A 21,093-nucleotide genomic window follows, 5' to 3' on the forward strand; every position below is an offset into this window, starting at 1 on the left:
CTCAGTTATAGTTGTAGCCAAAGGCATTTTGCAGATGAATATTAATAAGATGGATTTAAACCTGCTGGTTTATCTGGATGTGTTGTTGCGCGAAAAGAACGTAACCCGGGCGGCAAACCAACTGAATATTACGCAGCCTGCAATGAGTAATGGCTTAAAACGGCTACGTGATTTACTGAATGACCCTATTTTAGTACGCACCTCGGATGGCATGGTTCCGACCGAGCGCGCCCGCGAACTGGCCCCTGTGGTGCGTGGTGTGCTACTCACGTTAGAAGAAACCCTGCAGCCGAATAAAGATTTTGAACCGCTGCATAGTCAGCGGGTATTCCGGATTATGGCCAGTGATTACGCTGCTTCGACGCTGATACCAGCATTATTGAAGAAGATGCGTGTACAGGCGCCATTAACCAGCTTGGATATTATGACGCCCTCGGACGTGACCTTTCATGACGTGGAAAACGGCAAAGTAGATATGGCGATTAACCGCTTTGATCAGCTGCCACAGTCGTTTCACCAGAAAACGGTCTGGCGCGATAGCTTTTCTTGCCTGATTAATGCCAGTGATCCGATAGTCAAACGCTTTAATCTAGACAGCTATTTAAAAGCCCAGCATATCTGGGTTAGTAAAACCGGTTTTGGGGTTGGTGTGGGTATGGATCCTAAAGATGTACAAAAGCTCGGCTGGGTAGATGAGGCCTTAGCTAAGCTTGGCAAGCAGCGCAATATCTCGGTATTTACCCGTAATTATCATGTGGCAATGCACCTGGCAGTAGGCATAGACTTAATTGCCACCCTGCCCAGCCGCGCGGCTAAACTATATGAAAAAGACCCGACCATGGCCATTATGGACCCACCTTTTGCTATTCCGTCGATTGAACTGAAAATGATTTGGAGCCCGCTATTACACCAGGACGCCAGCCATATCTGGTTCAGAAGGTTGATTGTCGAAACCGCAGATGAATTAAATTAGCTTATTTAGCCAATAGAGGATAGAACCTCTTTTGAAGGATCCGGGGAGTGTCTGAGCCCCTGCCGTAAGGCAACGGGCGAGTTGCCCCGGCGAGTGAGAAAGAGTGTTGTATCCGGCATGTCTGAGAACAACTGCAACACCCGCCTTGGCTCGCCACAGCAACTCGCTCGCGCTTGCACACTCACTCAGACACTCTGTGTCGACCAAAACGGGGTTCAAGCCGTTCTCTTTCGAAGATTGGCTTAACCAATAGAGGATAGAACCTCTTTTGAAGGAGCCGGGGAGTGTCTGAGCCCCTGCCGCAAGGCAACGGGCGAGTTGCCCCGGCGAGTGAGGAAGAGTGTTGTATCCGGCATGTCTGAGAACAACTGCAACACCCGCCTTGGCTCGCCACAGCAACTCGCTCGCGCTTGCGCACTCACTCAGACACTCTGTGTCGACCAAAACGGGGTTCCAGCCGTTCTCCTTCTGGTATTGGCTTAACCAATAAAACAAAAAAGGCGCTGTCAGCAATGGCAGCGCCTTTGGTTTGGTTTACTCAGGTTAATCAAGCAGCTGGTAAGCTGGTAGTGTTAAAAACTCTACCAGTTCATCAGCTGTGGTAATGTCCAGCAGCAATTGCTTGGCCCGGTCAAAGTTTTGACTATGCCAGGTCTCGCTTCCCACTTCCTGCAACACTACTTTTGCCTCTTCCTCTAAAAAGTCGGCAAACAAGGCTTTGGTAATTAACTTACCATTACTTAAACTTTTTCCATGCTTAATCCACTGCCAGATAGACGTGCGGGAAATTTCGGCTGTTGCCGCATCTTCCATTAAGCCGTATATCGGCACACAACCTTTACCACTTATCCAGGCGGCAATATATTGCAGCGCTACCCGAATGTTAGTACGCATACCGTCTTCTGTTCGTTCACCATCACAGGGCGCTAACAGCTCAGCTGCGGTAATTTCTTCATCCTGCTCCCGGCTGACATCAAGCTGATTAACCTTGCCACCAGTCAGATATTTAGCAAATACGCCATTGGCGGTAGCGGCCAGACCTGGGTGTGCCACCCAGGTACCATCGTGGCCATTGCTGGCTTCCAGCTCTTTATCGGCAGTAACCCGCGCCAGAATTTTTTCGTTTTCCTCAGCATCTTTAGCCGGAATAAAGGCCGCCATGCCGCCCATAGCCAGCGCGCCGCGCTTATGACAGGTTTTAACTAACAAGCGTGAATACGCATTTAAAAATGGCTTTGTCATGGTAACCACTTGCCGGTCGGGCAATACCCGATCCACATGGTTATTTAAGGTTTTGATATAGCTGAAAATATAATCCCAGCGGCCGCAATTAAGCGCCACAATATGATCTTTTAAGCTATACAGAATTTCATCCATTTCAAACACGGCAGGCAGGGTTTCAATAAGCACCGTGGCGCGAATAGTGCCTGTCGCTACGTTGAATTTTTGCTCGGTAAAGCTGAACACCTCATCCCACCATTTGGCTTCAGTATGGCTTTGCAGTTTTGGCAGGTAATAGTAGACACCTGAGCCATTTTTTAAGCGGGTTTGCCAGTTATGATAAAAATACAGCGCAAAATCGACCAGTGAACCCGGTACCTGCGCGCCATCCACCAGCAGGTGTTTCTCCCATAAATGCAGGCCGCGTACCCGGGCAATTAACAGCGCCGGGTTATCTTTTAACGCATAGTGTTTACCACTTTGCGGATCGGTGTGGCTTATAGTGCCTAAATTGGCATCGCGTAAGTTAATCTGCCCTTCAATAACGCCGGCCCAGCTCGGTGCCTGCGAGTCTTCAAAATCGGCCATAAAGACTTTTACATCAGCATTTAAGGCATTGATGATCATTTTTCGATCTACCGGGCCGGTTATCTCAACCCGCCGGTCCTGCAAATCGGCAGGAATAGGCGCTACCTTCCAGTCTGAACCACGAATTGGTGCGGTTTCTGGCAAAAAATCAGGTAAGGCGCCATTATCAAATTGCTGCTGGCGGCTGATCCGGTTAGCCAGTAATTCGGTTAAACGTGGCCGGAACTCCCGCACCAGCTCAGTGACAAAGGCACAGGCCTCCGTGGTTAAAATTTGCTCATACTCGCTGCTAAGTTCGCCGGCGATGGTCAATCCCGCCCGGGTAATGGTATCAGACATATTCAAACCTTTTCCGTTGTTGCTGTTAGTACACTAACTATAAGCCCTTTCAAACCATAAATGCCATTAATGGCTAAAATGCTTAGCATCACCTAAAACAATAGTAATAAAGGACAGCAATTGAAATTGATGGCACGACTTGTGCTTTAAATTTCTATTATTACTGGGTATGTCAAATTATCGTCGGAGGTGGACATGGAAATTATTATGTTGTTGCTGGTAGCACTGGTGGTGCTGGTAGCTATGGTAGCCAGTCGCTTTATTGATAACAGCAACCCTTTTCAGGTGCAAAAGCGCAGCAGTCTGTTTAGTCCGGTTGAGCGCTCATTTCAGAACTTACTGGAAAAAGCAGTGGAGGGTGAGTATAAAATTTTAAACCGAATTAAACTTGCCGATTTAATTGAGGTAAAAGGCAATGCTAACGAGAAAGCCCGACGCAGCACTTCGGTAAAACTTAATGCGAAATATCTGGATTTTGTGCTGTGCTCAACCGATGACCTGCGGGTGATTGCCGTGCTGGACCTGGTAAATAATAGCAACAAAGATGGCCACAAAGCCGCACCAGACTGGTTTGTCAGCGGCGCATTAGAAGCAGCTGGCGTGCCTTATTTACGCATTAAAATTAAAGCCGGTTACACCGCCACCGATTTACAACAGGCACTGGCCCAGCGCTTAGGTAAGCCAGTAGTAAAAGCCGAGCCTATGTATAAAGGGTTGGTTAAAAAAGGCCCTACCCGGCCTGTACGCTCCTACAAACCCGCACAACCAGCCGGCACTGGCCTAACCCCGGTGCTATCGCACTCTCAGATTAAAGCGCAGCAAACCGGACTCATTCAGGCGTCTTAGCGTCTGGCTGAAATAATTCAATTTACGCTACATGTAAATGCCGCCCTTACACGGGCGGCATTTTTACGTTAAAAAGAATGCTTGAAAGCCTAATAGCAATAAAAACACCTAAAGTTTTCCTAACTGCGGCCGATACCCTGCTGACGTATTGTTAATAGGAGGTACTATGAGTCAATCCGTTGCTGCTCTGGCAAACGCACAGAGCTTTGAAATACTGGGCGCCGTTATGGCGAAAAAACAGCAAAATCAGCAAGCACAGATGGCTAATATATTGCTCCAAAGTGCCATGCAAACGGTTGAGCAAACCTCTGCTGCGTCACCTGTAGGTAATATCGGACAAAATATTAATATCAGTGTTTAGCGGTTTTCTGGCCGGAAGAATCAAAGGTCAGCATTTGCTGACCTTTATCTTATTAACGAGAGCCGTTGTTGTAAATTGCGAATAACTTGCATTCACCTTAATTGCATTTAAGCTTAAGCAGTATCAAAAAATTCACAGCGCCCTCTATTTATTCTGTGAAATGTCAATCAACATCAAGAATAATATCTAGTTATAAAGAGGGGTAGCTGTCACTGAATACGAGGCTCCACTATGTCTGAGAAATCGTCTGATAAATCCACGTTAATCCAGAATCTGAGTGTTCGTGCCAAATTACTTACCGGTTTTGGCTTGGTATTGCTTATTTTACTGATTAGCTCAGTGCTGAGCTACAACGCACTAAGCAGCATGAACGCCCGCTTTCAGGTGGTAACGAATGTCAGTGAGACTAACCTGCTAATCAGCGAAGCGCGCCATCAGGATAAAAATTTCTTTATCCAAAAGGAGCCGAGGTTTTTACAACAGGCAATCGAAATAAGCACCCAGGCAAGACAGTTAGGTGAGAAAAGCCTGGAAGCATTTACCCATGCAGAAAGTATCGCGTTAATGCGGGAGATGCTGGCCAACATTGCTACGTATCAACAGCAATTATCGCTGCTTAGCAATACTAATCAGCAAACTGAACAAGCGCAGCTGCAGGAAATAGAGCAGCAAATGGTCACCGCTGCCCTTGCGGCGGACGATGCGGGTACAAGGTCGGTTGCCAATCAACTGCAGATATTAGATCAAGAAACTAATCAGTTAGAATGGATGATTATTATTGCTGCGATAATTGCCATTATTATTGGTGTGTTGGCGGCAATCATCATTACCCAAATGGTGGTAGCTCCCTTGCAGCATGTGGTCAGAGTGGCGGAAAAAATTGCCTCGGGAGATATTACAGAGGATTTACCAACCGATCGCCAGGATGAACCTGGCCAGTTGATGCAGGCAATGCAAAAAATGAGTATCAGCCTGCGGGCGCTGATAAATAATCTGACGGCCGGCATCGCTCAACTGGCAACGGCAACTGAAGAGATGGCAGCGATATCTGAGCAAAATGCCAATGGCGTTAATCAGCAAAAACAAGAAACCGAACAAGTTGCCACCGCCATGAACGAGATGGCGGCCACGGTACAGGAAGTGGCCAGAAGTGCTGAAGATGCCTCTGCTGCAGCCACTGAATCCTCTGCCCAGGCTGATGTTGGTGAGCAGGTAGTACAAAAAACCATTAAGCAAATAAAGGCGTTGGCTCATGAAGTGACAACATCAGCTAACTCTCTTGGTGAGCTGAAAGAGCAGAGCAACAACATTGGCTCGGTACTGGATGTAATTAAAAGCATAGCCGACCAGACCAACCTGCTGGCCCTTAATGCGGCCATTGAAGCCGCTCGCGCCGGTGAAGCAGGTCGTGGTTTCTCAGTCGTTGCCGAAGAAGTCAGAGCGTTGGCGTTTCGTACTCAGGAATCAACCGGGCAAATAGAACAGCTTATCAGCACCTTGCAACAAAAAGCTGAAGCGGCAGTAAGCAATATGCATAAAAGCTCTGGCCTGGCTGATAATACTCTGGAAAGCGCTGATGAAGCCGGCGAGGCCATTCAGGCCATTAATAGTGCGGTGACCAGCATTCAGCAGATGAACCAGCAAATTGCTGCCGCGGCATTAGAACAAAGCACCGTGGCCGAAGAAATTAACCGTAGTATTTTCAGTATCAGGGATGTAGCCGAACAATCGGCCACGGCCAGTGAAGAGACGGCGGCTGCCAGCAATGATTTAAGCCGGCTGGGCACCGAACTGCAACAACTGGCCCGTCAGTTTAAAGTGGCTTAACGCCGTATCACGCAACATCACACAACATCAATACAACACCTGGCAAACTGGAAACTCTCTTCAGTTTGCCAGGACTTACTCATTTTATACCGGACTCACTGGCATCAACTATTATCTTGCTTCTCAAGAAAATCTTTGAATTCAATCGTGTAAAGCTTAATAAGCACATGAGTCAAGGCAAATATAATGGGCCCATAAATCAGGCCGATAACGCCAAATAGTTGCAAACCACCAATCAGTGACAAAAATAGCACTAAGGTGCTCATATCAGAGGTGCCCTGCATTAGCACAGGTCGTAAGAAGTTGTCGATTGAGCCAACCACTATTGCCCCCCACAAGGTTAAAAACAAGGCCCAGGGCCAGTCACCAGTCAGGACAAGGTATAAACTGGCCGGTACCCAGATTAACGCCGCGCCGACCACCGGTATCAGGGAAGCAAACACCATCATGGTGCCCCAGAATAATCCCGGCATGCCAACAATAGCCATGCCAATACCGCCAGCGATGCCCTGAGCTAATGCCGTCAATAATGTGCCCATCACGGCTGAGCGGGCGACCGTGTTGGCTTCCTTTAACAGCTTTTCTTCCTGAGAGCGGGCCAGCGGTATTACCCAGTAAAGACTTTCAATGATTTTTTTATGATCACGCAGTAAAAAAAACAGCACAAATAACATCAGGAAGAAACTGATGATCATCCCGGTAACATCGCCAAGCACTTTCGTACTCATATTAAGCAGCTCGTTACTAAAGCCTGAAGCAAATTCAGCCAGGCGGTCAATAATACCGCGGATACTAAAATCACTGGTGGGTAAAAACTCATTAAGTCTATCAATACTGCTTTTCACCAGGGGTTGCTGCAATAGCTGCTCGGCGCCCCCGTCTTCAACCCATTGATAACTGTCTTTTGCAAAAGTAATACCTTGCTGAACAATCGCCATGATGACTAACGTTGCAGGCACCAGAATAACCACAACCAACAACGAGCAGGTGATGGTCGAGGCCAGGTTAGGTTTGTCAGGAAATTTATCCACAATTCGCTGATGCACCGGAAAACACAGCAATGACAACACAAAGGCCAGCACCACGGGCCCCATAAAAGGCTCAATCAACAAATAGCTGGCATATAACGCCAGCAATAAGAAAACGATCAGCACCCAATGCCCTGGCTCGGTTTTAAATTCGTTACTCACCCGTTAAACTCCTTTTTAGTGCAAGCCACCCTTACTAGGGCGCAACCTGCTGCAAAATCAACCCACAAATATAGGCGCCATAAGTGCCTAAGCCATAACCAAGTACCGCAAGCAATACGCCAACCGGTGCCAGGGACGGATGAAATGCGGCTGCGACTACTGGCGCAGATGCTGCCCCGCCAACATTGGCCTGGCTGCCCACCGCCAGATAAAACATCGGGGCTTTAATAAGTTTGGCGACCACCAGCAAAAGAATTGCATGTACCAGCATCCAGATAATACCGACCAAAAACATCAATTTGTTACTGAGAATTGCCGTAACATCCATTTGCATACCAATGGTTGCCACTAAAATATATAAAAATGCCGTACCGACTTTAGAGGCACCCGCGCCTTCTAATTTCCGGGCAGGGGTTAGTGACAATAGCAACCCCACCGTGGTTGCAATGACCACCAGCCAGAAAAACCCGCTGGTTAAGCTGTAATCTGCCAGGTGCGGTGCCACCTCGCCAATCCATGGTGCAATAATATCGGCCAGGGCATGCGCCAGGCCCGTCACGCCAAAGGCTACCGCCACGATCAGCATAATATCCTGAATAGCCGGAATGCGGGAATTTTCAGCCTGATATTGCTCTATTTTTTGCTGTAAATGACCTATTGCCCGGGTATCCGCGCCGTTAGCCTGATCAATTTGCTTTGCCCGGCTGGCGATAAATAACAACACAGCCAACCAGACATTGGCGACCAGCACATCGACGGTTATCATTACCGAGAATAAACTGCCGTCTACCTCAAATACTTCTTTCATTGCTGCCTGATTCGCGCCACCGCCTATCCAGCTGCCGGCAACGGTGGTTAAGCCGCGCCAGACATCACCACCAAGCTGCTCAGGGAAAAAATACCCGACACTGAGAAAAGCGATCGGACCGCCAATAATAATGCCCGCGGTGCCGGTAAAAAACATAATCAATGCCTTGGGACCAAGGCCCAGGATCGCTTTAAAATCAACGCTCAATGTCAGCAAAATCAGGCTGGCAGGCAGCAAGTAGCGTGAGGCCATTTTGTACAACGACGATGCTTCGCCATCAATCACATTAAAACTGTTCAACAATGAGGGAATAAAATAGCAGAGTAATAAAGCAGGAATGTATTTGTAAAAACGCTGGCAAGCACGGTTGTTGCTGTGGCTGGTGTAAAAAACCAGGCCCAGAATAACCGCCAGTAAGCCAAGCACCACGGCATCATTAGTAAATATGGGTGGTTGAGACATATTGCGTCCTGTGTCATTTTATTATTGTTATGGCAGCGGCTAGACCGCCAGCTTTTTCCGTCAACATAGCACAGCGCAGCAGTGGGAGAAAATAGGCTGCTAGCCTGTAAGCTACAGTTATTTGAAATAGCACGATAAAAATGGATGGTAGAACAATGCTCAATCTCGTTTCAACCTCGCTCAACGCACTGAGGCGAACCACAAAACCGTTAATAGGCTCCTTGTTAGTTGGCGCAGCACTGTGCAGTAACGCACTGCAAGCCGAACCTATTACTCTGGAGCAAACGGTAGCAGTGCAGCACGTCACGGAACTGACCATCAGTGCTGATGGCAACTATACTGCCTTTATTCGTAATCGACCGCGTAACCCTTACACAGAAGACGATGGCAGCAGCTACCGCGAATTATTTATGATGCATGACAAAGGCCAGGAAATACCCTTTATTACCGGCGATGTCCGGGTGGGCAACCTTAAATTCAGCCCTGACAGCAGCCAGCTGTATTTTGTCAGTAAGCGTGGGAAAGATAAATTTGCCAGTTTATATCGCATCGCCGTCAATGGTGGTGAAGCCACTAAAGTTCTGAGCCATGGCAACACAATTGCCAGCTATGACATCAGCCAGGATGGCAAACATCTGGCCTTCATTGCCAAACCGGCTGAGCCAAAAACCAAAGAGCAATTAACCAAAAAGGGATTTAAAGCAGAGGTATATGAGGAGGAGTCTGAATTAAACCAGCTGTGGCTGGCCGATTTGACTGCCAGCGAGCTTAAACCAGAAGTGATTGCAATCGGAGGGAATGTGTTGTCGCTCAGCTTTGCCCCTGACAACAATCACCTGCTGATCCGCACCGCCCCAACCGCCCTGATAGACGACAACTATATGGCCAGCCAGTATCAGGTAGTTAACCTTGCAGGTGAAACTGTGCAGCGATTTGCCACCGCCGGTAAACTGGATAAAGCCGAGTTCTCCCCTGATGGTAGCAAAATTGCGCTGATTGGCAGTGAGGATATCCATGATCCCTCGGCCGGACGTTTACTACTGGCTGACCTGAAAAGTGGCCAGGTAACCGACATTCTGCCTGATTACATGGGGCATGTGCAGGATGTTGCCTGGCGCAGTAACACTGAGCTGGAGTATGTTGGCCATGTCGGTACTGAAGCTGAGGTAGGCCGCTTAAATGTGCGAAATATGAAACGTAGCGACGTGGTTAAAGCCGGCAATGGCATCGTAACCACTCTGGCCATTGCCAGTAACAGCGAAAACACCAGAGTGCTGTTAAATAAAGCCGGGCATCCCGCTGAAGTTTATGCCATGACGAAACGCGGCGCGCTTAACCGGCTAACTAACTCCAACCCCTGGTTGGCCGACATTAGCATGCCAAAACAGGAAACGGTTAGACATAAGGCCCGCGACGGTCTCGAACTGCAAGGGATCCTGGTTTACCCGCTGAATTATGTTAAAGGCCAGCAATACCCGTTAGTCATGGTAGTTCACGGCGGGCCGGAAGCACATATTTCAAATGGCTGGCTGGATCGTTATGCCAGCCCGGTGAAATTAATGGCCTCTGAAGGTTATATGCAGTTTTTTCCTAATTACCGTGGCAGCACCGGTCGGGGCGTTGAGTTCTCGAAACTGGGCCAGAATGACTATGCGGGTAAAGAGTTTGATGACTTAGTGGATGCCAAAAAACATCTGGTTGATATTGGTCTGGCAGACGCCAGTAAAGTAGGCATTACCGGCGGCTCATACGGCGGTTACGCCTCAGCCTGGGCAGCCACCAAACAAACCGAACACTTTGCTGCCAGCGTGATGTTTGTCGGTATCAGCAATAATTTATCTAAGTTTGGTACCACAGACATTGCCAATGAAATGCATCTGGTACATGCACGCAGTTATCCGTGGCAAAAATGGCAGTGGTATTTAGAGCGCAGCCCTATTTACCATGCGGAGCAAGCACAAACCCCTATTCTGATTATGCATGGTAAAGAAGACACCCGGGTGCATCCGAGCCAGTCAATGGAGCTTTACCGTTACCTGAAGACTCATGGCAAAGTGCCCGTTCGCTTGGTGTTATACCCCGGAGAGGGCCATGGTAATCAGAAGGCCGCAGCACAACTGGACTACGGCATGCGGTTAATCCGCTGGATGGATCATTTTCTTAAACAAGGAAAAACCGAACTGCCTGATCATCAACTGATGCATAGCGACAAGATCAAAGCGGCTAAAGCATCCGAAGAAGATAAAACACCAACAGACAGCAAAAACGCAGCCTGAGGCATTTCCTAAAAATACGGCGGGCCAAAGCCAGCCGTATTTAGCCATTAACGATATAAAATCAGCATGACGCCGCTGTTGTTATTGTTTTAAACGCAGTGGTTGCTGATTAAATGCAACACCATCCCAGCCGCTTCGCATAAAGTTACGGATGTTCACATGATCAGCGCCTTTAGGATCAGCGAGTACTTCCTCATAGAAGTCGCCAAATAAAAATAAGGTTTGTGGTTCAGATAACTGATGCAGTAAACCAAAAGCCAGTATTTTACAGGCACCGACATTCTCACCGGCCGGATTGTGCAACTCACCGTTTTTAAAGTCACATGGCTCAAAATGGTACATCAGGTCAATAATGCCAATACTTTGCTCAAAACTAATGGTTTCAGGCTCGGTACTTAACTGAATAAAAAAGCGCTCTAACATTGCAACTCCTGCGTTGAACCGGCCTCGCTGGCCGCTGTTATCCTGCCCGGACACGCTAGCACTGATAGTAAGCCGCAGTAAAGCGAACTGCAATACCACTTACCGCGCCCGGAGATAAAATTAGCCTTTAGTTGCGGTATGGCCAGTTTTAAGCAGCAGTGTTGGTATACTCTTGTCATCTGAAACTTATCGTGCTGGTTTATGTTAAACATAGAAACTGCTCCTGTCAGACAGCTGGAGTTACGTTATCAGCCGCCGTTAGCGTGGGACAACATGCTGGCATTCTGGCAGGCGCGCACCTTGCATCAAGTAGAATGGGTTAATGCGGGATGTTATGGCAGAACGTTTACCTATTTGCAGCAACCGGGCTGGTTTGAAGTTGAACCCGGCACAACCCATAGCCTTACTTTGAGATTGCACTGGGCTGGCTCAGAAGGGTTAGGCACATTGGTTCAGCAGCTGCGCCGGTTGCTGGACTTAGACGCCAGCATGCTGCAAATTGAACAGCAACTGGCTAGCCATCCGTTATTTAAAGGCCAGCTGATCAATGGTCTGCGGATCCCAGGCCTGTGGAACCAGTGGGAAGCCGGTGTCAGAGCGATCCTTGGTCAACAAGTTAGCGTAGCCGGTGCAAGGACCCAGCTTAATCGTCTGGTTCAGGCACTGGGGGCCCCTGTTTCTGACAACAAACTGTTGTTTCCTTCGCCACAAGCTGTGCTGGCGAGCGACTTACAGATGATTAAAGTTCCTGCGCTGCGCCGGCAAACCTTGCGCGATCTTGCCGCTTTTGTGCTGGCTGAGCCTGATGCAGCAGCTGAGCGCTGGCTGACGATTAAGGGCATTGGCCCATGGACTATTAATTACGCAAGAATGCGCGGCCTGGGTGACAGTGATATCTGGCTTGCTGGCGATTTAGGTATTCAAAAAGCATTGGCCAGAACAGAAAACACTGCAACAAACACGGATACCCTCGCACCGTGGCGAAGCTATGCTACTTTTCAGCTCTGGTTACAAAAAGGAGAATAAAATGTTTCAGCAAACTATCGACAGCCCGTTGGGCGACATGCAAATTTTTGCCAACGAGCAGGGCTTACTCAGGGTAACCCTTGGCAAAATAGTCGCCACCCCTGATGCTTCATCAGCCCTGACCAGGCTTGCGGCTGAGCAGCTTGAGCAGTATTTCTACGGTGATTTAACCACATTTAACCTGCCACTGGCAGCGACCGGCACGCCGTTCCAGCAACAAGTCTGGCAGGCGCTTTGCCAGCTACCTTATGGCACAACCTGCAGCTATGCCAGCATTGCCGACAGCATTGCCAAGCCCAAAGCAGTAAGAGCGGTTGGAGCAGCAAATGGCAGAAACCCGCTGGCAATTGTGGTGCCGTGTCACCGGGTAATAGGCGCCAATGGAAGCCTTACCGGCTACGCTGGTGGCCTGCGCAATAAAGCCTGGTTATTGCAGCATGAGCAACGTCTTAAGCTGCAACATTAATCTGCAGCCAGAAAAAAGCCGGGCAACGCCCGGCAAACCTGCAAGCAAAAACATGACTGAGATAAACAGTACTTAACTGAATTGTACTTAGAACTGGTAAGACACACCAAAGCGGAACTCGTTTTTGGTATCACCACTATTAAGCGCTAAATTGCCACGAACAGCCCAGGCCGGCGTCAAAAAGTAGGTAATACCGCCCGCTAAACTGCCATGCTCATCAAAAACCGTGTGATAGGTCGCTTCGCTGTACAACTCAACTTGTGGGGTTAACGGGTGACGAATACCTACACCTGCATAGGCGCCGGTTTCATCGGCATCACCAGACCAGTTCTCCACGCCACCCAACAGATACGTTTGAGTATCAGCTGAAAATCCCAGTGAAGTACCCAGAATGTAATTCAAACCCGCTTTCAGCTGATTGGCATCAAAAGGACCGTTTGATAAGCGGGCATAGCTGGCATCAGCTATCCAATTGCGATTCAACCGAAAAGATCCCTCAATGTAGGGGCCATCGCCAGCGGCATCGGTGTAACCCGCACCAACATAATCCCAAACCGGGTTAGCTTTAGCGGTTGCGCTTATTGTCATTGCCACCAGAACTGATACTGCTAATACTTTTTTCATCTTTAATACTCCGTTACTTTTTTAAATCAAGTGACTGATTTTTATGTCAAGTGACTGTCGCAATACGGCAGACATCTTAGCCTGACAGACTTAACAGCGGCTGAACTTAACTTTGCTTCGCTTAATCTTTCAGGTTTTTCGAAAGAAGTGCGGCGTAAATTGGCATTTTATATTCTGTTTAGTTGCGCTTTAATAGCACGATAATTGATTGCTCGTCAGGAGAGCATTATGAAAAGTCGCAATATTGTGCAGATAATTGCCGCCGTAGCGGTGTCAGATGGTGCTGGCGTGAAAATTAAGCGCAGTCTGGGCCTTAACCCCCAGCTGCGATTTGACCCATTTCTGATGCTCGACTGTTTTGGTTCTGAACAGGCTGACGATTATATTAAGGGATTTCCAGCGCATCCACATCGCGGTTTTGAAACCGTGACTTATATGCTGGACGGTCATATGTTGCATGAAGATCACCTGGGTAACCAGGGGCATTTAAAAAGCGGCGGAGTACAATGGATGACCGCAGGTCGCGGTATTATTCATTCTGAAATGCCGCAGCAAGAGCAAGGCATGATGCGCGGTTTTCAGCTGTGGTTAAACCTTCCTGCAACCGAAAAAATGAAGCCTGCAGCCTACGTGGATATTAGCCCGGAGCAAATACCGCAATATCACCCGGCAGAGGGGATCGAAGTAAAAGTGATTGCCGGCAATTTTCGCTTTGGCAAAGACAACGTTTCCGGTCCGATTAATGGCTTAAGCACAGAGCCTCAATTCTATGACATCAGGCTGAAGACGGGTACTGAGTTAACCGTTGCCCTGCCCGCTGCTCATCATGCCATGCTGTATCCCTTTGATGGCGAGCTTGCGGTAAAAAAAGATGACAGCCTGCAGCAATTAAAAACGCACCACGCGGGTTTACTAAGCGAAGGGGACAGCGTCACGCTGCGTGCTAACACTGACGTAAGCCTCATTTTACTGGCTGGAAAACCCATTGGCGAACCCATCGCACAATATGGCCCCTTTGTTATGAATACGCCGGCCGAAATTGAGCAGGCTATCCGCGATTATCAGCAAGGCCAACTCACTGCAGCTGGCCCGGCAGGTCAAATTAAGCTTAATACGCCTGCATAAACAGAGGATTTTCTGACACAGGGCCTTTATACTAGCGCTTTTAAGTGTAGAGGCCCTGTTATGAAACGCTTTGGTATTATCGGTGCAATGGAACCGGAAGTTGCTTTACTGAAACAGCAACTGAGTAAGGTAACAACCGAACAAATCGGCAACTACGTGTTTTATCGTGGCAACCTGGCGGGCAACGAGACCGTGATTGTGCAATCCGGGATTGGTAAAGTGGCTGCGGCCGTGGCAACGACCTTACTCATCGATCATTTTAAGCCTGATTGCGTTATCAATACCGGCTCAGCAGGCGGCTTTGACCCAGAACTGAGTGTCGGCGATATCGCCATTGGCACTGAAGTACGCCATCATGATGTTGACGTGACGGCATTCGGTTACGAGTATGGTCAGGTACCTCAAATGCCACCGGCTTATATCGCCCATCCACAACTGGTAAGTGCCGCTGAACAAACCATTAGTAGTCTGGGTTTTTGTAAAACCAAGAGCGGCCTCATTACCACTGGCGACAGCTTTATGTGTGACCCACAGCGGATAGCACAAACCCGTGAGCGTTTTCCCACTATGCTGGCGGTGGAAATGGAAGGGGCAGCCATTGCGCAGGTGTGTCACATGCTAAATACTCCTTTTGTGGTGATTAGAAGCCTTAGTGATATAGCCGGAAAAGAGTCACCGATATCGTTTGATGCCTATCTTGAAATCGCTTCGAAAAACAGTTCAGCGATGGTAGTCGCGTTGTTAAACCAATTGAGCAACGTAAGTTTACAATGATGCCGTGGCTTGAGGCCATGCCTGCCTGGCCAGGTATGGCGTTAATTGCGCTGCTGCTAAGCCGGCTGATGGTATTGCCGGGTACCAGAGTACCGTTTAGCGCCTTTGCGCTAATACTGCAACGTCTGGCTAAAAAAGTGCATCCGGATATCACCCGCAGTCACTTTCAGCAGCAGTTATCCGGCACTCTGGCACTGCTGCTGGTAGTGTTGCTGCCGCTGGCTATCACCTATGGTTTCTATCTGCTATCAGAACTGCCATTGGTATTAGATGCCATTATTCTTTATTTCTGCCTCGGTAGCCGGCTTAGCCTGCAGCAAGGCGCTAGCGTGGCGTTCAGTTTACAACGCCAGCAGCTTACCCTTGCCAAAGAGCAAGCTGCCCCCCTATTGCTGCGGGATCGCCAGAATTTATCAGCAATGGGCTTAAGTAAAGCCTGTATTGAAAGCCTGCTGCAGCAACAGGCGGCCAATCTGGTGGCCACGTTATGCTGGTTTTTAATGGGTGGTGGCTTGCTGGTTCTGACCTATACCCTGCTGCAAACCGCCGCGCGCCAGTGGAATAGTAAACTGCCCCACTACCGCTACTTTGGCCGCGGGGCAGCGCGCTGTTATCAGCTGGCATTAGCACCTGGCCTTATAATTTCTGCTCTGTTACTAGCCATTCAAACAGGGATTGGCAGAGCTTGGCGTAATTATCGTCAGGCCGACACGCTTTTTTACTACTGGCCCAGCCGCCTCTTGCTGGCTGCAGGGGCCGCTGCGCTTGGCGTTAAACTGGGCGGCCCGGCGTATTACGATGCGCTTAAAACACCCAGACAGCGGTTTGGTGACGGAGTAGAACCCGCCAGCAAAGACATTTTACGGGCTATTCTGCTGATTAACGCCCAGCAAACTGCATTAATTATCTTACTTAGCAGTATGTTAGCTTTATATATTGCCCGCATATTATTGCTGATATAAATAAGATAGGTTATATACTCTGCAGCTTGCACTGAGCACTAGACATGGTAGGTGTTGTCGGTATAAGGTCTGTCACAGCAAGATGGCTGTAGCACTAATAATAATCATACAAAGCTGCCAGGTTGGAGAGATTACGTGATATTCAGAGTTGATCTGTTGTCTGAACATATCAGGTTCTTAGCCAGAACGCTGACGTTTAGCCTGTTGTTGATCTTATCTGGCCAGAGTCTGGCACAACCCCCCTTACTGCAACCTCTGACACCCGACCAAGGCCTTTCCCAGGGCACCGTTAACAACCTGATGATCGACAGTAATGGCTTTTTATGGTTGGCTACCGAAGGCGGTCTGAACCGGTTTGATGCGAATAAAGTGAGGCAGATGTCGACAGAAGAGTATGGCTTAGAGGACATAGCATTTGTCAAAACTATTGAAGATAAGCAAGGTAGAATTTGGGCCGCCGCGACCTATATAGGCCTGTATTTATACAATTCTCAGAACAGTACATTTGAGCTTTTTCTGGCAGTCAATGACACCACTGAAGATATCGATTACAACTATATCGTTGATGTTATTGATGAAAACCAAGACTATTTATTAATAATAATTAATGACCAGGTGCACCGGGTCAATAAAAACTCCGGCCAGACTTCACTATTACTGACGCTCAAAGAACACAATGCTTCGGATATTTGGCTTAGAACCTTTTTACTGCACAACAATTTTTTATATATTGGGGCCTCTGATGGCTTGATTCAGTATCATCTTCTCTCGGCCAGTTATCAGTACATTCCCTATCTTGATGCTCAGATTGCCAGTGACGACCAGCGACATGTCAAGAATTTAAGTATCGCAGCGGATCGCTTGTACATTGGTACAGTTGAAGGTCTCTACAGTCTGAGCCTGGCTGATTTAGAAAAAAGTGGTGATGTCACTGATTTGCCACTGCAACCTCAACGGCATATTGCTGACTATAATATCTGGCAAATGCACTGGCTGGATACCGAAGCCCTGATTGCAACCGACCTTGGACTTTTTAGCTTCAATAGCACTGATAATACCTTACAACGTTTAATGCGTTTTAGTGACAGTGAACATGGGGTATATGACGATAACATTATCGACCTGGTGGCTGATAAGTTTGGAGGGTACTGGCTGGCGTCTCGCGACAATGGAGCCTTTTACTGGCACCCCCGTTCACTGGCGTTTGAGCACATCAGTCGTCAGACTACCCTTGGCAAAAATCTTAGCAACGACAAAATTTATCAACTGGCGGCAGATGCAGATGATAATTTATGGATTGGTACCAGTAATGGTTTAAATAAATTAAATGTGGCTACTGGCGTCACCAGCCAGTATTTTGTTGCTGACCACAGCAAAGATGTTTGGCATTCCGGTACTATTGAACAGGTTTTCTTAGATCCTAACAACCCCGGATGGTTATGGTTTGTCTCAGCAGCCGGTTTAAATCTGTTCGATACGGCCAGCAATACATTATTGACGCCACCGTTAGCAGACGAGAATGATCGAAAGTTATTAGGAAGCACCAGTTATTATTACTTTCTTGACACTGGTTTTAACCAGAACCAGCTTTATTTCAGCTCCGCAGGTAAGATATACCGCTATACCCCAGCCACGGGCGAAATAATAGAGCTAGAAATTTTCCAGCAATTACCCATGCGCTATTTTGAAGGGATTGTCGGTGCTTTACCTGGCAAGCCCGACGAGCTGCTGGTCACTGCTTCAGACCAGCTATGGGTATATAACAGCAAGTTTAATACCTTACGGCTGGTGTTCCAGCACAGCCCCTACTTGCCAGAGCTGTTCCGGATTGCCGATCAGATGGTGCTTGATGACTATGGTATTCTCTGGCTCGGCATGAACAGCATTGGCCTGCTGGGTTTTAACAGTGAAACAATGGAATTAAAGCATCATTTTAGCTCTAAGGATAAGCTGGAAGCAGAGCAGGTTTATGCTTTGCAAAAAGACCCCGCTGGCAATATCTGGTTTTCCTCTCATCGCGGCTTAAGCCGGCTTAACCCGGATTCCCTGCAGATAGAACACTTTACTAAAGCAGATGGCTTAAGAGTGCATGAATTTAACGGCGGTGCCTCTACGGTGTTACCTGATGGCCGCATTGCATTTGGCAGCATGCGCGGTATCACGCTGGTCGATCCGGTTAAATTAAGTAGTGCTGAGCCAAAACCCAAGGTCAATATTACTGACATCGGCATTTTGGACGGTGATTTCAGCGAACGCAGTGGCATTCTTAACAATCAGCATTTTCAATTAAGCCATGAAGATTTAGGTATCGAACTGCAATTTAGTGCCATGCACTTTCGGGACAATCATAAAATGCGCTACCGCTTCTGGCTGGAAGGGCGTGAAAAGCTGAATTTTCCTGAGCAGCAAGCCAATAGTGTGGTGTTCCCAAGGCTGCGAAGTGGTCACTATCAGTTTAATGTTGTCGCTATTACCCCTCATACCGGGCTGGAAAGTGATGTTAGCTCTATTAGCCTGTACATTGCCCCGCCACCCTGGCGTTCTCCCTGGGCGTTGACATTTTATGCCCTGATTTGTCTGGCATTGCTGTATCATTTGTATCGACTGCGCCGTGAGCAGCAGCGAATTATTTATGAAGCTCACCAGGAAGTGTCGACCAGTGAACAACGGTTAAAGCAAGCCCTGGCTTCTGTCGATAGTGGTGCTTTTGAATGGCGTGCCGACAAAAACAGCTTATATGGATCCAGAATGCAATTGATGCTGGGTTATGGCGAGCAGATGAATACGATTACCCTGCAACAGCATCAGTCGCTTATTCATCCGGAAGATCGTGAGAATTATCTGCAGCAATGGCAACGTTTTTTGCAACATCCCAATGGTAACTTCGATCTCACTTACCGTTTAAAGCATAAAAATGGCCAATGGTTATGGTTTCGCGATCAGGGCCGGGCGACGGCGCTCGATAGCAATGAGCGGGCTATCAGCGTGAGCGGTACGTATAGCAATATTACCGAAACCCGCGCCAATATGGAAAAGGCGAAACTGTTTGGCGAGGCATTTCAGCAAACCCGTGATTGGGTGGTCATTTTAGACAGTAAACAACGGGTCATTGCAGCAAACCAGTCATTCTCTGTGGCATTTGGCAGTGTTGAGCAGTACCTGGATAACCCGCGAACACACCATCTGGGAATTAGCCTGGTTCGCCGGCGCTTTTATACCAAATTGCTACAAGAATTGTCCGCCGGCGCGCATTGGCAGGGTGAAGAGCAGGTTATTACGCCGGAAGGGCGCGAACGCCCCACCCTGATTAATATCAGTGCCATTGGCGAACAGCAGCAGGTCGCATTTTACGTACTGGTGTTTACCGATATTACCGCGCAGAAAATGGCTGAAGAAGAGCTGCGCTATCTGGCTAACTATGACGCGTTAACCGGCTTGCCAAACCGGGCGTTGTTAATGGACCGGATATTACACGCAATGGAGCAATCCCGGCGTGAGAAAAAAGCGCTGGCATTGTGCTTTATCGACTTAGATAAATTTAAACAGGTCAATGACTCACTCGGCCATGATATTGGTGACTTACTGCTAAAAGAAGTGGCACGGCGGCTTGGCTTGTCCTTGCGTGAGCGGGACACCGTGGCGCGGCTTGGCGGCGACGAATTTGTGGTGTTACTGGAAGGCTATCGTCGCGGTGAAAACGTCAGCATGGTAGCACGTAAAATGTTATCCGTGGTCAGTGAGCCGATGCAGCTGGGGCCGCACACCGTTGGCGTCTCACCCAGTATCGGTATTGCCTTGTATCCGGATGACGCACTGACCGCGCAGGAACTGCTGAAACATGCTGACGTGGCCATGTATCACGCCAAAGAAGCAGGCCGCAATAACTTCCAGTTTTTTACCACCGAAATGAACGAAAAAGCGCATATGCAGCTGGCGCGCGAAACACGGCTACGTAAAGCGCACCAGAATAACGAGTTTTTCAATGTGTATCAGCCCATTGTTGACAGCAGTAAACAGCAAATGGTCGGGGCTGAAGTACTGATGCGCTGGCACAGCGTTGATGGAATTGTTTCTCCGGTCGAATTTATTCCACTGGCAGAGGAATTACGCCTGATTGTTAGCATGACACAGCAGTTACTGGAACGAGCGCTGGCCGATTTAAGTCAGTGGCGTCAGTATGGCATCGACATTTATTTGTCTGTAAATCTGTCTACTCAGCATCTGGAACAAAGCAATCTGGCCAGCCATACTGCAACATTGCTGAATAAATACAAACTGCCTGCCAGTTGTCTGCGATTTGAAGTGACAGAAAGCGCCCTGATGAATGATCAGCAAAGTGCCATTGAAACCATGCTGGCATTAAGTGCCCTGGGTATTCAGTTAGCGCTAGATGATTTTGGTACAGGTTATTCGTCGTTAAAATATTTAAAGCAACTGCCGATAGATGCCATAAAAATTGACCGTAGTTTTGTCAGTGATATTGGCATTGATAAAAGCGACGAGACCATCATTGATGCCATGCTGAGTATGGCCAGCAGCCTGGGCATGTATTGTGTAGCAGAGGGAGTTGAGACCGAAGCGCAACTGGCGTTTTTTACTGAACGGCAATGCAGCTTAATTCAGGGCTATTTTTACTCAAAACCACTGACAGCAGCACAAATTCCGCCGTTTTGGCAGCAGCGCTAAGCTGCGGCGCTATGGCTTGATAAGATAAGCTGGCAGCGTGCTGCGACCAAAATGTGCCGGCGACTCGTTTGCCCCGGCACAGGCCTGCTATACTGCGCAGCCATACTACCCCGCTG

General features: G+C 48.3%; 16 protein-coding genes. 11 read left to right on the forward strand and 5 right to left on the reverse strand.

All coding sequences use genetic code 11. From position 1 onward, the window contains the following. Nucleotides 1-34 precede the first annotated feature (34 nt). Nucleotides 35-973: a LysR family transcriptional regulator gene (locus tag B2X65_RS12365; RefSeq protein ID WP_290612910.1), complete on the forward strand. Its 939-nt coding sequence runs from the start codon at nt 35-37 to the stop codon at nt 971-973. Between the two features lie 543 nt (nt 974-1,516). On the opposite strand, the gene aceB is transcribed toward B2X65_RS12365, so the two are convergent. Further along, nucleotides 1,517-3,121: a malate synthase A gene (gene aceB / locus B2X65_RS12370; protein WP_290612912.1), complete on the reverse strand. Its 1,605-nt coding sequence runs from the start codon at nt 3,119-3,121 to the stop codon at nt 1,517-1,519. 195 nt (nt 3,122-3,316) lie between these two features. Between aceB and B2X65_RS12375 the strand changes: the two genes are divergently transcribed. The 3 genes from B2X65_RS12375 (at nt 3,317) to B2X65_RS12385 (ending at nt 6,155) form a co-directional block, all read left to right on the forward strand. Beyond that, the gene (locus tag B2X65_RS12375; protein ID WP_290612914.1) at nt 3,317-3,967 is read left to right on the forward strand and encodes a DUF2726 domain-containing protein; all 651 of its coding nucleotides are present in this window, start codon (nt 3,317-3,319) and stop codon (nt 3,965-3,967) included. Between the two features lie 166 nt (nt 3,968-4,133). Further along, nucleotides 4,134-4,328, forward strand: coding sequence for a hypothetical protein (locus B2X65_RS12380; RefSeq protein ID WP_290612916.1), 195 nt, complete (start codon nt 4,134-4,136; stop codon nt 4,326-4,328). 231 nt (nt 4,329-4,559) lie between these two features. Then, nucleotides 4,560-6,155, forward strand: a complete 1,596-nt coding sequence (locus B2X65_RS12385) for a methyl-accepting chemotaxis protein (RefSeq protein ID WP_290612918.1) — start codon at nt 4,560-4,562, stop codon at nt 6,153-6,155. Between the two features lie 104 nt (nt 6,156-6,259). On the opposite strand, the gene B2X65_RS12390 is transcribed toward B2X65_RS12385, so the two are convergent. Together B2X65_RS12390 and B2X65_RS12395 are read right to left on the reverse strand one after the other, a co-directional pair. After that, nucleotides 6,260-7,345: an AI-2E family transporter gene (locus B2X65_RS12390; protein WP_290612920.1), complete on the reverse strand. Its 1,086-nt coding sequence runs from the start codon at nt 7,343-7,345 to the stop codon at nt 6,260-6,262. Between the two features lie 34 nt (nt 7,346-7,379). Continuing rightward, nucleotides 7,380-8,615, reverse strand: coding sequence for a DUF819 domain-containing protein (locus tag B2X65_RS12395; RefSeq protein ID WP_290612922.1), 1,236 nt, complete (start codon nt 8,613-8,615; stop codon nt 7,380-7,382). 155 nt (nt 8,616-8,770) lie between these two features. Here B2X65_RS12395 and B2X65_RS12400 point away from each other — a divergent pair, with 155 nt between their 5' ends. Further along, nucleotides 8,771-10,891 carry an alpha/beta hydrolase family protein gene (locus B2X65_RS12400; protein ID WP_290612924.1) on the forward strand — a complete coding sequence of 707 codons (2,121 nt, stop codon included), beginning with the start codon at nt 8,771-8,773 and terminating at the stop codon, nt 10,889-10,891. 81 nt (nt 10,892-10,972) lie between these two features. Here the strand turns inward: B2X65_RS12400 and B2X65_RS12405 are convergent, their stop codons facing one another. After that, nucleotides 10,973-11,314, reverse strand: a complete 342-nt coding sequence (locus B2X65_RS12405; protein ID WP_290612926.1) for a HopJ type III effector protein — start codon at nt 11,312-11,314, stop codon at nt 10,973-10,975. A 201-nt stretch (nt 11,315-11,515) separates the two neighbouring features. Here B2X65_RS12405 and B2X65_RS12410 point away from each other — a divergent pair, with 201 nt between their 5' ends. Together B2X65_RS12410 and B2X65_RS12415 are read left to right on the forward strand one after the other, a co-directional pair. Next, nucleotides 11,516-12,340 (forward strand): DNA-3-methyladenine glycosylase family protein, encoded by an 825-nt coding sequence (locus B2X65_RS12410; RefSeq protein ID WP_290612927.1) that lies wholly within the window; start codon nt 11,516-11,518, stop codon nt 12,338-12,340. 1 nt (nt 12,341) lies between these two features. Further along, on the forward strand, nt 12,342-12,806 hold the full coding sequence (locus B2X65_RS12415) for a methylated-DNA--[protein]-cysteine S-methyltransferase (protein WP_290612928.1): 465 nt from the start codon (nt 12,342-12,344) through the stop codon (nt 12,804-12,806). An 87-nt stretch (nt 12,807-12,893) separates the two neighbouring features. Here the strand turns inward: B2X65_RS12415 and B2X65_RS12420 are convergent, their stop codons facing one another. Next, entirely contained in the window at nt 12,894-13,430 is a 537-nt protein-coding gene (locus B2X65_RS12420; protein WP_290612929.1) for a hypothetical protein, read from the reverse strand. 228 nt (nt 13,431-13,658) lie between these two features. Here B2X65_RS12420 and B2X65_RS12425 point away from each other — a divergent pair, with 228 nt between their 5' ends. From B2X65_RS12425 to B2X65_RS12440, 4 genes are all read left to right on the forward strand, one after another. After that, a complete protein-coding gene (locus tag B2X65_RS12425) occupies nt 13,659-14,555 on the forward strand; it encodes a pirin family protein (protein ID WP_290612932.1) in 897 nt (298 codons plus the stop codon). A gap of 60 nt (nt 14,556-14,615) precedes the next feature. Next, complete coding sequence (gene mtnN / locus B2X65_RS12430) at nt 14,616-15,329, forward strand: 5'-methylthioadenosine/S-adenosylhomocysteine nucleosidase (RefSeq protein ID WP_290612936.1); 714 nt, start codon at nt 14,616-14,618, stop codon at nt 15,327-15,329. Continuing rightward, nucleotides 15,326-16,291, forward strand: a complete 966-nt coding sequence (locus tag B2X65_RS12435) for a cobalamin biosynthesis protein CobD/CbiB (RefSeq protein WP_290612939.1) — start codon at nt 15,326-15,328, stop codon at nt 16,289-16,291. The genes mtnN and B2X65_RS12435 overlap by 4 nt, the downstream gene beginning before the upstream one ends. Before the next feature lie 135 nt (nt 16,292-16,426). Beyond that, nucleotides 16,427-20,977, forward strand: a complete 4,551-nt coding sequence (locus B2X65_RS12440) for an EAL domain-containing protein (protein ID WP_290612944.1) — start codon at nt 16,427-16,429, stop codon at nt 20,975-20,977. Nucleotides 20,978-21,093 lie beyond the last annotated feature (116 nt).

The sequence above is a fragment of the Arsukibacterium sp. UBA3155 genome (assembly GCA_002364615.1).
GTDB lineage: Bacteria > Pseudomonadota > Gammaproteobacteria > Enterobacterales > Alteromonadaceae > Alishewanella.

What these genes read in the sequence shown, in the direction of transcription:
- B2X65_RS12365 (WP_290612910.1), top strand. Translation starts at nt 35, where the DNA reads ATGAATATTAATAAGATGGATTTAAACCTGCTGGTTTATCTGGATGTG.
- aceB (WP_290612912.1), bottom strand. Translation starts at nt 3,121, where the DNA reads ATGTCTGATACCATTACCCGGGCGGGATTGACCATCGCCGGCGAACTT.
- B2X65_RS12375 (WP_290612914.1), top strand. Translation starts at nt 3,317, where the DNA reads ATGGAAATTATTATGTTGTTGCTGGTAGCACTGGTGGTGCTGGTAGCT.
- B2X65_RS12380 (WP_290612916.1), top strand. Translation starts at nt 4,134, where the DNA reads ATGAGTCAATCCGTTGCTGCTCTGGCAAACGCACAGAGCTTTGAAATA.
- B2X65_RS12385 (WP_290612918.1), top strand. Translation starts at nt 4,560, where the DNA reads ATGTCTGAGAAATCGTCTGATAAATCCACGTTAATCCAGAATCTGAGT.
- B2X65_RS12395 (WP_290612922.1), bottom strand. Translation starts at nt 8,615, where the DNA reads ATGTCTCAACCACCCATATTTACTAATGATGCCGTGGTGCTTGGCTTA.
- B2X65_RS12400 (WP_290612924.1), top strand. Translation starts at nt 8,771, where the DNA reads ATGCTCAATCTCGTTTCAACCTCGCTCAACGCACTGAGGCGAACCACA.
- B2X65_RS12405 (WP_290612926.1), bottom strand. Translation starts at nt 11,314, where the DNA reads ATGTTAGAGCGCTTTTTTATTCAGTTAAGTACCGAGCCTGAAACCATT.
- B2X65_RS12410 (WP_290612927.1), top strand. Translation starts at nt 11,516, where the DNA reads ATGTTAAACATAGAAACTGCTCCTGTCAGACAGCTGGAGTTACGTTAT.
- B2X65_RS12415 (WP_290612928.1), top strand. Translation starts at nt 12,342, where the DNA reads ATGTTTCAGCAAACTATCGACAGCCCGTTGGGCGACATGCAAATTTTT.
- B2X65_RS12420 (WP_290612929.1), bottom strand. Translation starts at nt 13,430, where the DNA reads ATGAAAAAAGTATTAGCAGTATCAGTTCTGGTGGCAATGACAATAAGC.
- B2X65_RS12425 (WP_290612932.1), top strand. Translation starts at nt 13,659, where the DNA reads ATGAAAAGTCGCAATATTGTGCAGATAATTGCCGCCGTAGCGGTGTCA.
- mtnN (WP_290612936.1), top strand. Translation starts at nt 14,616, where the DNA reads ATGAAACGCTTTGGTATTATCGGTGCAATGGAACCGGAAGTTGCTTTA.
- B2X65_RS12435 (WP_290612939.1), top strand. Translation starts at nt 15,326, where the DNA reads ATGATGCCGTGGCTTGAGGCCATGCCTGCCTGGCCAGGTATGGCGTTA.